Source organism: Klebsiella sp. P1927, from assembly GCF_018204675.1.
In the GTDB taxonomy this organism is placed as follows: Bacteria; Pseudomonadota; Gammaproteobacteria; order Enterobacterales; family Enterobacteriaceae; genus Klebsiella; species Klebsiella pneumoniae.
The window spans coordinates 180,092-194,217 of the sequence record NZ_CP073379.1 but is presented as its reverse complement, the minus strand read 5'-3'; the positions used below and the strand labels follow the sequence as shown (position 1 = coordinate 194,217).

Below are 14,126 nucleotides of genomic sequence, written 5' to 3'. Positions count from 1 at the left end.
TGGTGGGTAAGACGTTGCCGGCAGCGTGAAACTGCCGGCGGTTGACGGATTAAATGCTGCAGCCATCCGTTCCGCAGGTCTGACCCGCTGTGGCTGAAAATTCGGTTTGCTGTTCATCCCAGACCTGACGCAGGGCATTCAAAAAGTTGTCTGCCCCCTGAGCCCCGCTGATGGCGTATTTCTCGTTCATCACAAAAACCGGAACGCCGCTGAGGCCAATAGACTGTGCGTGGGCTTCATCGTCGGAAACGGTGGCGCGAAAATCGTCATTTTCCAGAGCGGCTTCGGCGTCAGCTTTCTCCATACCGGCTTCTACGGCCATTGCAACGAGCTGCTGACGGTCAAAGAGAGAGCGACCTTCGGTGATACTGCCGTGATAAAAACGTTCTTCCACCGCGTCCGCAATTCCGGCCTTACGCGCGGCAACCAGCAGGGTGTGTGCATCTTCTGTATCACCAAACATCATGCCGTCAAAGTTGTAGATCAGACCTTCAGATTTACCGGCGGTGCCCACCTGATTCATCATCAGCTCCGCTGAATGCTGACTGCCCAGTTTTTTAACGATGGCATCCTTAAAAGGCATAGCGGGAGTACCACCGGCCAGACGGTAGCTGTGATGACGGATCACCACCTGATCGCGAAATTCAAAGCGATTCAGACCCTGTTCAAATCTTTTCTTAGCAATCCAGCACCACGGGCAGACCAAATCTGACCAGATATCGATGGTGAGGGTGGGTTTCAGCGTTTGCATAATGATTCCTCAAAGACCTTGGGCGGTCGGGTCTCACTTATCAGAGAACCGCGACCGTATGGGATTTATTGCGCCTGCCAGACCGGGTAATCGGTATAGCCTTTTTCCGGGGAACCACTGACGCCGTAGTAGGTGGCGCGGTCACTTTCTGCCAGTGGCCAGCCGTTTTGCATTCTTTCAACCAGATCCGGGTTAGCGATGTAGGGCACACCAAATGCCACCAGATCCAGCTCATCATCTTCCAGAGCCTGCTCTGCGATATCACGGGTGAAACCGCCGGCAGCGATGATGGTGCCTTTAAACGTGTTGCGAAAACGGCGGCGGAATCCTTCCGGAAGTGGCGCTTTGGTGTACACCGGCTGATAGTAAAGGTGTACGTAAGCCAGCTCCCGCTGACCGAGCGCGTCGGTGATGGCTGACCAGGTTTGCTCTTCACCTTCATACGGCGCGAGGTCATAAATGCGGCCGAACGGTGACAGGCGCACGGCAACGTGGCTGTTACCCACGGCTTCCGCCACGGCGTCAATGGTCTCCAGCAGGAAACGCTGACGATTTTCCACCGAGCCGCCGTATTCGTCGGTGCGGGTGTTCAGTTCGCTACTGAGGAACTGGTCAAAGATGAATCCGTTTGCAGCCATGATTTCCACACCGTCAAAGCCGGCTTCCATCGCCAGGCGTGCGGAGTGCACGAAGTCTGCAGTGATGCGTTTCACTTCATGCGTTTCCAGCGCGCGTGGCTGGCTTGGTACAACCGGGCCCGGTTCTCCGGATTCAGTCAGCGCAAAAACGGTGGTATTGACCGCCTGAACGGTGCCCGCTGAAACCGGCGCTATGTGGCCTGGCTGAAGAGAGACGTGAGACATACGGCCGACGTGCCAGAGCTGCGCGAAAATACGGCCACCTTTGGCGTGAACCGCTTGTGTCACCTTACGCCAGCCCTGGACGTGTTCGTCGTTGTAGATACCAGGGGTATAGAGGTAACCCCGGCCTTCTTCTGAAACCGGCATCCCTTCGGTGATGAGCAGGCCAGCAGAAGCACGCTGTGCATAGTACAAAGCCACGACCTCATCCGGCACGTCATTCATGGTGCGGGTGCGGGTCATCGGTGCCATGACTACACGGTTTTTTAACGCCAGGCCAGACAGATTGTAGGGGGTGAAAAGCTTACTCATCGTATACCTCACAGAAACAAAAAGGAGTATCCCGGCAGGGATTTGCACAACCCGGAAGTATCATCGACCGGACGTCGCGCACTGGAGTTGCATAAACATCTGATGGATGGCAATATACCAACCATCTAGTAGGTAGGTCAACAGGTGTGCCGTATTTTTTTGTCATAACGCAGCCATTTCTGAATTGTCACTCATTTTGCGAGGTCATCACCATGCGTACATTAACAGCTTATAACGAAGATAATTTCCGCCAGATAGAGCAGTACAAAGGAATATCGGTGGTACGTTTCTCTGCACCCTGGTGTCCGCCCTGTCAGGCCAGCGAAGAAATGTTCAGTCAGTTTGCAGACCGGCTCGATGGAGACATTCAGGTGGGGAAAGTCAATGTAGATCAGGCGCCGGTGCTGACAACCAAATACGAGATCTGGGGGCTGCCGTCTGTGCTGATATTTCATGAAGGGCAATTAGTTAAACGCATACCGGGTGTGAAACCTGCATCGGTATATGCTCAGGCGATTGCGGACATAAAAAAAGGGCAGTAATGCCCTTTTAACGTGGAATTTATTAATGCTTAACCGCGTGCCTGACCGACGGCATCCAGAGTGCGGGCTGAATAAATGACCGCCGCGCCAGCGTTGAGGTTAATCGCCACGCCCAGCGCTTCAGCAATTTCAGCGTCGGTTGCACCGGCTTTCACAGCGGCGTCGGCGTGAAAAGCAATACAGCCGTCGCAGCGGGTTGTGACTGCGCACGCCAGGGCAATGAGTTCACGCACTTTTGCGCCCAAAAGGTCAGTTTTGTTACCTGCGTTGCCCAGGGCAACCACGCCTTTCATGGTCTCGGGGGTCAGTTTGCCCAACTCGCCTAAACGTTGCATTAACTCTGAGCGATAGTTGTTCCAGTCCAGCATAGTGTCATTCTCCTGAATGAGGGGTATTAAGAAGCAGTTTTATATACTTAAGGCTGTTGGCGAAGACTTCGGGTCTGGCCGTTGCATGCGCCACTACGCTTGAGCCTTCACAGACATTAATGATCATCAAAGCAATATCTGATGGTTCGGCATGGGATGAAAACTCACCTGACTCCATGCCCGCCCTGACGACTTTTGTGAGCCACTCGATTTGCATATCGAAATAAAGTGATGTCTGTACAGTAATTGCCTGAGGCAGATTGGCGGTCTCTGCTGACAACGCACAACACAGTGGCAGTAGTGAAGCTTTATGGCTTTGCGCGAAGATATCGATGTAGGCCGCAATTCTTTTCTCCGCGCTTTTCTCAGTAGCCTCTATCTGCTCAAATACGCGTTGCGTATCAGAGAACGCCTGTATTACCACCTGCTCACCCAGAATATCTTTGGTCGGGAAATGGTGATGAATACTGGCCTTGGTGATACCCACTATTTTTGATAAATCAGCATAGCTGAATGCTGAATACCCTTTTTCGCGCATCAGGTGTTCTGCTTCGCTGAGCAGCCGTTCCCGTGTCATGGTTGTCATAATTACTCCATATAATCTACTAGTTGATAGATTATATTGTTGCTATTTTTCCGTAGCAAGTTGTATCACTGACTCAGTATCGTGCAGAGCTGAACGTCACTGCCATCCTGCATTCTGAATGGCAGCATTACATCTCTGACATCACGCCAGGCGTGTAATCATTTCAACCGGATTAGCCAGAGTATCGTGGATTGGCGAATTCTTTTGCATTTCGCTGACCAGCGCTTCTAACTCCTCGCGACTGGCGGTCTTGCTCGTAAGGTGAACATCGACGCGAATAGATTTCGCACCTTTACGCACGTTGCTGTCCAGCCCAAGGAAGCCGTTGAGGTTGATATCGAAATTAAGATCCAGCTCGATACCGTCCAGGTCGATCCCTTTTTCAGCAGCCATCATGGTAAGGGTGGCGGTATAACAGCCAGCCAGCGCCTGCATGATGTATTCAGTCGGGCTCATGCCGGTATCGGTGCCGAGTAAACCTGCGGGTTCATCACCGATATTAGAAAATTTCCCCACACGGCTGGTATCGATAACGCCGTTCTGGATTGTGGCGCCGGTCTCTGTGCGAATGGTTAATCCGCCGCTGGAACGGGCTTTCATCTGGAAAGTCAGGTTACCCAGGCCAGGCTGGCTGCGAACTGCTTCACGGGTATTGTGGATCGCAGCTGCGTCTGCAGAAGGTTTAACGGTAGTAGACATAATGGCTCCTGTAATTTCTTGATAAAAGGTATAGCTGGTGTAATCAGTACCAACCATCTAGTTGGTAGATTAGTATCGCGAACCTCTTTTGTCTACTCTTTTATAAAAAATAGGGGGGAAAAGAACCCAGCAGGCTGTTTTATTTCATAATAACCATTTGATTTTTTTTATAATCTTCCCAGCCGCTCACTCTTGCAGCAATCCAGCCTTTACCCGAAGGATAGTCTGGCGGGTGGTATTAAATTCCCGGGCAATAGCACTGATACTGATGCCAGCATTTAGGCGCTCTGTCACTGTTTGCTTTTGTTCCTCGCTCAGGATGGGGGGGCGACCGAAGCGTTTTCCAGCCGCTTTTGCCCTCGCAATACCTGAATACGTTCGCTCAAGCAGCAAATCCCGCTCAAACTCCGCTACAGCAGAAATTACCTGCATAGTCATTTTTCCGGCCGGACTGGTCAAGTCAACGCCTCCGAGTGCGAGACAATGAACGCGAATATCTAAAGCCGCCAGTTGCTCTACTGTTTTTCGGATATCCATCGCATTACGACCCAGACGGGGCACTGTTGCAAATAGTCGGTGGTGATAAACTTATCATCCCCTTTTGCTGATGGAGCTGCACATGAACCCATTCAAAGGCCGGCATTTTCAGCGTGACATCATTCTGTGGGCCGTACGCTGGTACTGCAAATACGGCATCAGTTACCGTGAGCTGCAGGAGATGCTGGCTGAACGCGGAGTGAATGTCGATCACTCCACGATTTACCGCTGGGTTCAGCGTTATGCGCCTGAAATGGAAAAACGGCTGCGCTGGTACTGGCGTAACCCTTCCGATCTTTGCCCGTGGCACATGGATGAAACCTACGTGAAGGTCAATGGCCGCTGGGCGTATCTGTACCGGGCCGTCGACAGCCGGGGCCGCACTGTCGATTTTTATCTCTCCTCCCGTCGTAACAGCAAAGCTGCATACCGGTTTCTGGGTAAAATCCTCAACAACGTGAAGAAGTGGCAGATCCCGCGATTCATCAACACGGATAAAGCGCCCGCCTATGGTCGCGCGCTTGCTCTGCTCAAACGCGAAGGCCGGTGCCCGTCTGACGTTGAACACCGACAGATTAAGTACCGGAACAACGTGATTGAATGCGATCATGGCAAACTGAAACGGATAATCGGCGCCACGCTGGGATTTAAATCCATGAAGACGGCTTACGCTACCATCAAAGGTATTGAGGTGATGCGTGCACTACGCAAAGGCCAGGCCTCAGCATTTTATTATGGTGATCCCCTGGGCGAAATGCGCCTGGTAAGCAGAGTTTTTGAAATGTAAGGCCTTTGAATAAGACAAAAGGCTGCCTCATCGCTAACTTTGCAACAGTGCCTTTAAATCCATGAAGACGGCTTACGCCACCATCAAAGGTATTGAGGTGATGCGTGCACTACGCAAAGGCCAGGCCTCAGCATTTTATTATGGTGATCCCCTGGGCGAAATGCGCCTGGTAAGCAGAGTTTTTGAAATGTAAGGCCTTTGAATAAGACAAAAGGCTGCCTCATCGCTAACTTTGCAACAGTGCCCATCAACCTCACCGGCGATTACCTCTGGCGCAGCAGCGCCAAGATCGGCGCGGGCAAGTTCAGGCCGCTACGACCGCTGCAACCGGCTTAGCGTGCTTTATTTAATGAGATGGTCACTCCCTCCTTCCCAGTACTATGCTGAGGACAGGCTTTCATTCGGAGAACCATCATGGAAAACATTGCGCTTATTGGTATCGATCTGGGTAAGAACTCTTTCCATATTCATTGTCAGGATCATCGTGGGAAGGCCGTTTACCGTAAAAAATTCACCCGACCAAAGCTAATCGAATTTCTGGCGACATGCCCGGCAACAACCATCGCGATGGAAGCCTGTGGCGGTTCTCACTTTATGGCACGCAAGCTGGAAGAGTTAGGGCATTTTCCAAAGCTGATATCACCGCAATTTGTCCGCCCATTCGTTAAAAGCAACAAAAATGACTTCGTTGATGCTGAAGCTATCTGTGAAGCAGCATCACGTCCATCTATGCGTTTCGTGCAGCCCAGAACCGAATCTCAGCAGGCAATGCGAGCTCTGCATCGTGTCCGTGAATCCCTGGTTCAGGATAAGGTGAAAACAACTAATCAGATGCATGCTTTTCTGCTGGAATTTGGTATCAGCGTTCCGCGAGGTGCTGCCGTTATTAGTCGACTGAGTACCCTTCTTGAGGACAGTAGTTTGCCTCTTTATCTCAGCCAGTTACTGCTGAAATTACAACAGCATTATCACTATCTTGTTGAGCAGATTAAAGATCTGGAATCTCAGTTGAAACGAAAGTTGGACGAAGATGAGGTTGGACAGCGCTTGCTGAGTATTCCCTGCGTTGGAACGCTGACTGCCAGTACTATTTCAACTGAGATTGGCGACGGGAAGCAGTACGCCAGCAGCCGTGACTTTGCGGCGGCAACAGGGCTGGTACCCCGACAGTACAGCACGGGAGGTCGGACGACATTGTTAGGGATTAGCAAGCGGGGCAACAAAAAGATCCGAACTTTGTTGGTTCAGTGTGCCAGGGTATTCATACAAAAACTGGAACACCAGTCTGGCAAGTTGGCCGACTGGGTCAGGGAGTTGTTGTGTCGGAAAAGCAACTTTGTCGTCACCTGTGCTCTGGCAAACAAGCTGGCCAGAATAGCCTGGGCACTGACGGCGCGACAGCAAACTTACGAAGCATAAAGGCAGAAATACACCAGTTTAAACAATCATTCATCTGGTTTTGCGAATACTGATATTGATGATACTAACGGCCCACCGGCCTGTTGAGGAACCTGTAAAACGGAAAGGCTCATTGAAGCCGTATATTTTCTGGAGGTTCATCAGGCGCGGAACTCATCGAGGCGCGGGAATAAAATCCCATTCAGACGCCGGATAGATTCAAGCAAGCCAACTTGTCGTCAAAATCGGTGTTGCAAAAACGGGAGTGACCATAGATTCCGTTTTCCAAGCGGCCCCCATATTGAATGGCTGACGGTACTGGATTTCGATGAGATAAAAATAGACCGTATTTTTATTGCCAATATTGATGACCCGGTGAAGCGAGCGCTACTTGTTTCTATGGTGAAAGGGTTACGTGGTACTGGCAAACCACTGGTGTTTGAAGGGGTGGAAACGCCAGGACAGTTTGAATTCGCCTGTTCTCTTGGCCCCGGTTACCTAGTTCAGGGCTGGTATACCGGAAAACCCGAAACAATATCTGCGATGAATATTCAGGGTTAAAACGATACGGGGCCCGGCCCGTATCGGCAACCCGACCCGTCAGCGTATCGCTTTCTGTCTGAAGCCGGTTCAGGTCGGCTTCTATCTGCGCGATGCGGCGGGAGATTTATTCAGAACGACTGCCGAAGTTCATCCGGCGAAGCTTATCCAGCTGCGCCTGCAGATGGTCTATTTCGCGCTCCCGGTCGGCCTGCTTTTCCAGCAGGGCGCGGTTCAGCGCTTCCTGTTCGGACAGGCGCTGTTTCAGCAGAAGGATGTCGTCAGGGGGAGGTGTTGTTCATAAGCCCGCATTTTACCAGGCTTATTCAACGACAACCAGGATAAAGAGGCCTACAACATGGTCAGGGACGTAAGCAGTCTTTTAGGCTGCCGCCAGTCGATGCCTTCCAGAAGCATTGCCAGCTGCGCCGGGGTCAGGAACACTTTGCCATCGCGGGCAGAGGGCCAGGCGAAGCGGCCGCGTTCCAGCCGTTTGGTCAGCAGGCACAGTCCGTCGCCGGTGGACCACAGCAGTTTGACCTTACTGCCGCTGCGGCCCCGGAAGATGAAGACATGGCCGGACATCGGGTCATCTTTCAGCATCGTCTGCACCTTTGCGGCGAGACCATTGAAGCCGTTGCGCATGTCGGTGATACCGGCAACCAGCCAGATTTTGGTGCCTGTTGGCAGGTGGTTATCACTTCCTTTATCTGTCCTGTGATGATCCTTATGACTTCGCCAGACTACTTCACCACACACATGGGTCTGCCAGATACCGGTTCGGGATGGATTTCCGCTTCTACGCTGAACACCGTCTTTAGAAGCTCTGGTTTCATCACTGCTTCCGGAGCACCTTGCGCCATCACGCGACCGCTTGCCAGTACCACCAGATGATCGCAATAGCGGCTGGCCTGATTCAGATCGTGGAGTACCGTCACTACGGTTTTCCCCTGCCTTTTGAGTTCAACCATCAGGCGCATCAGTTCAACCTGATGATTGATATCGAGGTAGGTCGTAGGCTCATCAAGAAGAATGAGTGGGGTATCCTGTGCCAGCACCATCGCCAGAAACGCACGCTGGCGCTGGCCGCCGGAAAGCTGGGTTAACCTGCGGTCAGCCAGATTGCGCGTCCGGGTCTGACTCATTGCCACGTTGACCCGCTCGTTGTCTTCCGCGGAGAGTCGCCCCCACAACGACAGCCACGGGCTGCGGCCGTAGGAAACCAGTTCCCGTACAGTGATCCCCTCGGGGGATAAATGGTGTTGCGGCAGTAAAGCCAGGCGGCGAGCCAGCTGGCGGGCGGAAAAACCGGCTATGGGTTTTTCATCAAGCAATATCTCGCCAGAGTCTGGTGTTAACAGGCGAGAAAAACAGTTCAACAGCGTCGATTTCCCGCAACCGTTAGGGCCGAGCAGGGCCGTGATTTTTCCGGCAGGCAGGGCGAGAGAAAGTCCATCCAGCACGGTTTGTGCGCCATAGCTGACGGTCAGATTTTCAGTACGTAATCTCATTTATCGCATTCTCACAAGCAGCCAGACAAACCACGGTGCGCCGATAATGGCGGTCAGCACGCCTGCCGGAAGCTCCAGCGGCGGATGAATGATTCGTGCCAGCAGATCGGCAATGACCAGCAACAACGCGCCCGTCAGGGCCGAAACGGGCATCAGCCAGCGGTGACGCCCGCCGGCGATCCTGCGCACCATGTGCGGCACGACGAGACCAATAAAACTTATCGGGCCACAGACGGCCACGCCGGTTGCTGTCATCGCGACAGCCAGCATCAGCCCCTGGAACCGGGTGCGCTGAACCGACACGCCGAGCGTGGCTGCTCGTGCATCGCCCAGCGCCAGCAGGTCGAGATCGCGACAAAAGCGCAGGCTCAGCGGCAAAAACAGAATGAGCAACGGCACGGCAATCTTCACAAAGTGCCAGTCGCGCCCCCATAAGCTACCCGTCAGCCACAGCAGGGCACTGTTTACATCCTGCGGGTGCAGGAGCATCAGGTAATCCGTCAGGCTCGCCCAGCAGGCGGAAAGCGCCACGCCGGTGAGCGCCAGCTTCATCGGCTGGTGGGTCTTTGCCAGCATCTTCAGCAAGATCAACCCCGTCATACCGCCCGCAAAGGCCAGCAGCGGCAGCACCATCACGGATAGTGATGGCATAAGAAGCAGTGCTCCCACAGAGGCAAGGCTGGCGGCATGGTTAATGCCGAGAATATCCGGTGATGCTAGCGGGTTACGCACAATCCCCTGTACCAGCACGCCCGCCACGGCGAGGGCTGCACCGACAAACAGTGCCAGCAGCAAGCGCGGCAGTCGGTACTCCATCAATACATAATAATGCTCGCGTCCGTCCTGCCAGTCGGTCAGCAGCGCGCGCCACGGCACGGGGATCACCCCCATATGGAGTGATAACAGCGCACAGCCTGCCAGGGCAAGGGTGATGAAAATGACCAGCGCAATTTTCATCCTCGCCTCCTCACCAGCCAGACAAAGCAAGGACTGCCAATCAGCGCCAGCACTGCGCCTGCGGGCAGATCGCCGGGGAAGGCCAGCGCGCGTGCGAGTACATCTGCCATCAGCATCAGCGTGGCCCCCAGCAGCATGCTCACCGGCAGTACGTTGCGCTGATCGAAGCCTGCCCAGAAGCGCGCCAGATGTGGCACCAGCAGGCCGATAAACGCCACCGGACCTGCCACACTGACGCACGCGCCAACCAGAAGCAGCACTAACATATTGATGATCAAACGTAGTCTCGGCAGGTTCACTCCCAGCGTATGGGCGGTACTGTCGCTGACGTTGAGCAGGTTCAGTTGATTCGCCAGCAGCAACACGACAGGGACTGCAGTGACCACCACCGGCAAGAGCTGCCAGACATCCTGCCAGTGGGCGTGGGACACTCCGCCTGCCAGCCAGTAAAAGATGCCGTAAGCATGATCTTCGGCCAGCAGTAGGGTGATGCGGGTCAGGGCCATACAAAAGGCCGACAGCGCGATACCCGCGAGGATCAGTTTGTTTCTGTCCTGGGTATGACGAAACCCGCCTCCTGCGGTCATGACCAGCAGCCAGCTCACGCCGCCCCCGCATGCCGCGATGAACGACAGGGAATAGCCTGCAACCGGCGTCGGACTCAGCGCGCTGGTAAGCGCCATAGCCAGCGCCGCGCCGCTGTTAATGCCGAGCAGTGAAGGAGAGGCCATTGGGTTGTGGGTCAGGGTTTGCAGCAGCGTGCCCGCGAGCGCCAGGCTTGCGCCGATCAGAACGGCGACCAGGCTTCGCGGCAAACGAAGGTTTTGCACCAGCGCTTCTGGTAGCGTTGGCGTGTGTCCAGGCAGCAGGGCGCGGATTGCGTCTGCTCCGGAAACAGGAATGGCCGAGTAGCAAAACAGACTCAGCCAGAAAATAATAATAAGTACTGCAACGGGAAGCCCCCACAGCAGCACCGGGTGTTTTAGCGCGGTCATTTCATATCGGTAAGCGGCTGATGGTGGAAGATTTTTACCGTGTCAGCGGCAATACGCTCTGCGGCAAAAATACCGCGCATCCGCGCCCAGGCGTTACTGTCGACTGAAGCAACCTGCTGCTTCTGCGCGGCGGTTAATATCTGCCAGAGCGGATCTTGTTGCCAGCGTTTAACAATGCTCTCTTCGCGATAGTGGGCAACCAGCAGCCAGGCAGGATTGACCGCCAGCAGTTGCTCCAGGCCGATGGACGGCATGGACGCGCCCGCCATCGCAGCGGGAACGTTCAGCCCCAGAGAAGCCAGCACGCTGCCGGTCCAGGTCTCCTGGGTATGCAGGTTGAATAGCTGTTCGCGTGATGTGCCAAAGGCCACGCGTGTCCCTGTGGGAAGCTGGCTGGCCCACTGCGCCATCTTCTCTTTATGTTGTTCCAGACGCGCCTGCATCTCTCGTTTTTTACCTACCACTTCGCCGATGATAGCCGCTGAGTGCAAATTTTCAGCGTAGGTTTCGTTGCGGGACTTAAGCAGCAGTACCGGCGCGATTTGCTGCAAGGCGGTGTAAATCCCCGCATGGCGACTGCTGTCGGCAATGATCAGGTCTGGTTTCAGGGCAGCAATGGCTTCCAGGCTCGGCTGCGCGCGCGTTCCGACGGACTGCCACGGTTTCAGGTGCGCACGCACTTCGGGCAGGATGCGTTTTGCATCGTTATCGTCGGCAATACCGATCGGGCTGACGTCCACGGCGGCCAGCGCATCGGCGAACGAGAGTTCCAGCACCACAATCCGTTGTGGCGTTTTATCGAGTGTAAACGTGCCGTGTTCGTCCTGAACCGTGGCGGCAAAGGCGTGGCCGATCACCAGCAGCAGGCCTGCAAAAAGAAAACGGATAAATGCCAACATAGTCACATTCCAGCTAAAAGCCCGGCAAGCCGGGCGTTAACACATCAGAACTTCAACGACCCCTGCATATACAGCGTGCGCGGCTGGCCTGCGTAGATGCCTTTGTTGTTGTCGTCATAAGAGCGGATGAAGTAGTCCTGGTCGAAGATGTTTTTCACACCGAACGCCAGGTTCAGATCTGCCATCTGCGGGCCAAAGTCATACGCCACGCGTGCGCCCCAGAGCATGAAGCCGGGAATGCGGCCGGTACTGCCGTCGGCGCTCTCTTTCACCGTATTGGCGTTATCCGCAAACTGGCTGGACTGGAAATCGCTGTTCAGATTGAACGTCCAGTTGCCCGGCTTGTAGTCCACGCCCAGCGTGCCTTTATGTTTCGGGGAGAATGTCACCTGTGTCACCTTTCTCGCGGATTTCCGCGTTCACATACGCATAGCTGGCGTAGACGGAAACGTTATCAAGCGTTGGCGTTAGCGTACCCAGGTCGTAACGTGCCTGCGTTTCCAGCCCGGTATGGCGCGTTTTGCCACGTGCAGTGACGGTGTCGTTGGTCTGGTTGGAGTCGTACTGATTGTTAAAGTTAATTAGGAACAGCCCCATTTCCGCCGTCAGCGCGCCGTCGTCGTAGCGGGTACCGAGTTCCCAGGTTCGCGCTTTTTCCGGTTCCACATTGCCGCTTTGCACAGCCTTGCCAATCTGGCTGTACTGTACGGTGCCGAACGAGCCTTCAGTGTTTGCATAAAGATTCCAGCTATCAGTCAGGTGATAGAGCACGTTCAACGCCGGAAGCGGTGCGTTATAGCTCACCTCTTCGTGCGTGCCTTTGATGGCGTTGTTCTGGTATGACTCGATATGTTCGAAACGCATACCCGGCGTGATGGTCCAGTTGCCGATGTCGATTTTGTCATCCAGATACCAGGCGTGCGCCTCGGTGCCGGAACGCGTGTCGCGGTCGTAAGGGCTTGAGCCGGACGGCAACTGCCCGCTGCTGGTGGCGGTGTAGTAACGCATTTCATGCGTTGATTCATTCACATAGCGATAGCCCACGCCCACTTCGTGCGCGTAAGGGCCGATCATAAAGCTCTGGCTGTAGCGTGGCTCAATACCGCGCACCCAGTAGTTACGCGGCGAGAGGGTGATGCGTTTGCCTTGCTCCAGGTAGCCGCTGCGCAGGGTTTGGGTGTAGAACCCCAGAATGTTGAATTTATGCTGGCTGTCCGGCTGGAACTGGTAGCCCAGGCTCGCCAGCTTGCGACGGCCCCAGAAGCGGTCATACGGGCGGGTGGATTGCCAGCGATCGGCGTCGTAATCCGCGCGGGACAGGCCGCCGGGCATGTCGGCTTCACCATCGTAATATTGCAGCAGGCTGTTGAAGGTGTGCACCTCATTCGGCGCATATTTGCTTTTCAGCATCAGGTCGTCGATGCGGGTGGCGCTGTGCTCGCGCCAGTCACTGCCGCGCGTGCCGGAGTAGAGCAGCGCGGTGCCAAAACCGTTGTCCGCTGTGCCGCCCACCATCAGGTTGTGCGTCTCTTTCGGGTTGTTTTGTGAAGAGGTTGGGCTGAGCTGACCTTCCACCCCCGCCTCGATACCAAAGTCCTGCGGAATGGCGCGGGTAACAAAGTTCACCACGCCGCCCACGCTCTGCGGTCCGTAACGCACCGCACCACCACCGCGCACCACGTCAATGGCATCCATGTTGCCGAGCGAAACGGGAGCCAGTGAAAGCTGCGGCTGACCGTAAGGGGCAAAGGGGACGGGGATGCCGTCCATCAGGACGGTCGAGCGGCTGGCGAGGCGTGGGTTCAGGCCCCGGATGCCAAAGTTCATCGCCAGGTCGTGGCTGCCGGTGCCGTTGTTTTCCGGCGCGCTGACGCCAGGGATGCGGTTAAGCACCTCACGCATGGTGGTTGCGCCGGTTTTGGCGAAATCCTCACGGCGGATCACGTCACGCGCGCCAGCATGTTCAAATACGTCGTTTTCACGCGCATCGCCCAGCCAGTCGCCGACCACGGTCAGGGCATCTTCTTTTGGCGCGGGCGCGGGCTCCAGCGTCCAGCTGTTATTTCCCAGCGGTTTTACCTGCAGTCCGCTGCCGTCCAGCAGCTGTTGCAGGCCGCTCTCGACGTCGTAATCTCCGTGCAGGCCGTTGCTCTGCTTGCCGCGCGTCAGGCTGGCGTCAACCGAGAGGGTAATTCCGCTGTGTGCGGCATACTGATTGAGCGCTTTGTCGAGCGATCCCGGTGCGATATCAACCTGTGCAGCAAAAGCGGAAAACGAGAGACCGGCCAGCGGCAGCAGGCTCAGGCGAATGGCGTTAACCAAAGGTGTTGTTTTACGAAAAACGCGTAACGGCGTCATACCTTCTCCATCATCATTCATCATTT

The 14,126-nt window shown here is 54.9% G+C and carries 15 protein-coding genes and 3 pseudogenes; 5 read left to right on the top strand and 13 right to left on the bottom strand.

The genetic code is table 11. From position 1 onward, the window contains the following. Window positions 1-49 precede the first annotated feature (49 nt). A complete protein-coding gene (locus tag KB892_RS29815) occupies window positions 50-751 on the bottom strand; it encodes a DsbA family oxidoreductase (protein ID WP_008502228.1) in 702 nt (233 codons plus the stop codon). Between the two features lie 65 nt (window positions 752-816). Beyond that, window positions 817-1,923 (bottom strand): alkene reductase, encoded by a 1,107-nt coding sequence (locus KB892_RS29810; protein WP_006687059.1) that lies wholly within the window; start codon window positions 1,921-1,923, stop codon window positions 817-819. Between the two features lie 212 nt (window positions 1,924-2,135). Here KB892_RS29810 and KB892_RS29805 point away from each other — a divergent pair, with 212 nt between their 5' ends. Further along, on the top strand, window positions 2,136-2,465 hold the full coding sequence (locus tag KB892_RS29805; protein WP_008502229.1) for a thioredoxin family protein: 330 nt from the start codon (window positions 2,136-2,138) through the stop codon (window positions 2,463-2,465). A 29-nt stretch (window positions 2,466-2,494) separates the two neighbouring features. On the opposite strand, the gene KB892_RS29800 is transcribed toward KB892_RS29805, so the two are convergent. The 4 genes and pseudogenes from KB892_RS29800 to KB892_RS29785 all read right to left on the bottom strand — a co-directional run. Further along, on the bottom strand, window positions 2,495-2,833 hold the full coding sequence (locus KB892_RS29800) for a carboxymuconolactone decarboxylase family protein (protein WP_000888080.1): 339 nt from the start codon (window positions 2,831-2,833) through the stop codon (window positions 2,495-2,497). A 4-nt stretch (window positions 2,834-2,837) separates the two neighbouring features. Further along, on the bottom strand, window positions 2,838-3,419 hold the full coding sequence (locus tag KB892_RS29795; RefSeq protein ID WP_008502230.1) for a TetR/AcrR family transcriptional regulator: 582 nt from the start codon (window positions 3,417-3,419) through the stop codon (window positions 2,838-2,840). A gap of 141 nt (window positions 3,420-3,560) precedes the next feature. After that, window positions 3,561-4,118 (bottom strand): OsmC family protein, encoded by a 558-nt coding sequence (locus KB892_RS29790; RefSeq protein WP_032445547.1) that lies wholly within the window; start codon window positions 4,116-4,118, stop codon window positions 3,561-3,563. A gap of 186 nt (window positions 4,119-4,304) precedes the next feature. Next, a pseudogene (locus KB892_RS29785) lies at window positions 4,305-4,673 on the bottom strand (recombinase family protein); the annotation flags it as partial. A 64-nt stretch (window positions 4,674-4,737) separates the two neighbouring features. On the opposite strand from KB892_RS29785, the gene KB892_RS29780 reads away from it, so the two are divergent. From KB892_RS29780 to KB892_RS31590, 4 genes are all read left to right on the top strand, one after another. Next, window positions 4,738-5,442 (top strand): IS6-like element IS26 family transposase, encoded by a 705-nt coding sequence (locus KB892_RS29780; protein ID WP_001067855.1) that lies wholly within the window; start codon window positions 4,738-4,740, stop codon window positions 5,440-5,442. Window positions 5,443-5,503: 61 nt separating this feature from the next. Then, window positions 5,504-5,635, top strand: coding sequence for a hypothetical protein (locus KB892_RS29775; RefSeq protein ID WP_000845082.1), 132 nt, complete (start codon window positions 5,504-5,506; stop codon window positions 5,633-5,635). A gap of 221 nt (window positions 5,636-5,856) precedes the next feature. Continuing rightward, window positions 5,857-6,861, top strand: a complete 1,005-nt coding sequence (locus KB892_RS29770) for an IS110-like element IS5075 family transposase (RefSeq protein WP_000427619.1) — start codon at window positions 5,857-5,859, stop codon at window positions 6,859-6,861. A 111-nt stretch (window positions 6,862-6,972) separates the two neighbouring features. Then, window positions 6,973-7,401: an EAL domain-containing protein gene (locus KB892_RS31590; RefSeq protein ID WP_306293308.1), complete on the top strand. Its 429-nt coding sequence runs from the start codon at window positions 6,973-6,975 to the stop codon at window positions 7,399-7,401. 22 nt (window positions 7,402-7,423) lie between these two features. On the opposite strand, the pseudogene KB892_RS29760 reads toward KB892_RS31590, so the two are convergent. The 7 genes and pseudogenes from KB892_RS29760 to fecA form a co-directional block, all read right to left on the bottom strand. Further along, window positions 7,424-7,682: pseudogene (locus tag KB892_RS29760) on the bottom strand (IS66 family transposase); the annotation flags it as partial. Window positions 7,683-7,731: 49 nt separating this feature from the next. Next, the gene (gene tnpB / locus KB892_RS29755; RefSeq protein ID WP_004118251.1) at window positions 7,732-8,025 is read right to left on the bottom strand and encodes an IS66 family insertion sequence element accessory protein TnpB; all 294 of its coding nucleotides are present in this window, start codon (window positions 8,023-8,025) and stop codon (window positions 7,732-7,734) included. 98 nt (window positions 8,026-8,123) lie between these two features. Next, window positions 8,124-8,891, bottom strand: coding sequence for a Fe(3+) dicitrate ABC transporter ATP-binding protein FecE (fecE, locus tag KB892_RS29750; protein WP_004152282.1), 768 nt, complete (start codon window positions 8,889-8,891; stop codon window positions 8,124-8,126). Next, on the bottom strand, window positions 8,892-9,848 hold the full coding sequence (gene fecD / locus KB892_RS29745) for a Fe(3+) dicitrate ABC transporter permease subunit FecD (protein WP_047670035.1): 957 nt from the start codon (window positions 9,846-9,848) through the stop codon (window positions 8,892-8,894). Continuing rightward, a complete protein-coding gene (gene fecC, locus KB892_RS29740; protein WP_004118243.1) occupies window positions 9,845-10,843 on the bottom strand; it encodes an iron-dicitrate ABC transporter permease FecC in 999 nt (332 codons plus the stop codon). The genes fecD and fecC overlap by 4 nt, the downstream gene beginning before the upstream one ends. Beyond that, a complete protein-coding gene (gene fecB, locus KB892_RS29735; RefSeq protein WP_023157913.1) occupies window positions 10,840-11,742 on the bottom strand; it encodes a Fe(3+) dicitrate ABC transporter substrate-binding protein FecB in 903 nt (300 codons plus the stop codon). Before fecB ends, fecC begins: the two co-directional genes overlap by 4 nt. Window positions 11,743-11,786: 44 nt before the next feature. Further along, window positions 11,787-14,100, bottom strand: a pseudogene (gene fecA / locus KB892_RS29730) (TonB-dependent Fe(3+) dicitrate receptor FecA). Between the last annotated feature and the right edge of the window lie 26 nt (window positions 14,101-14,126).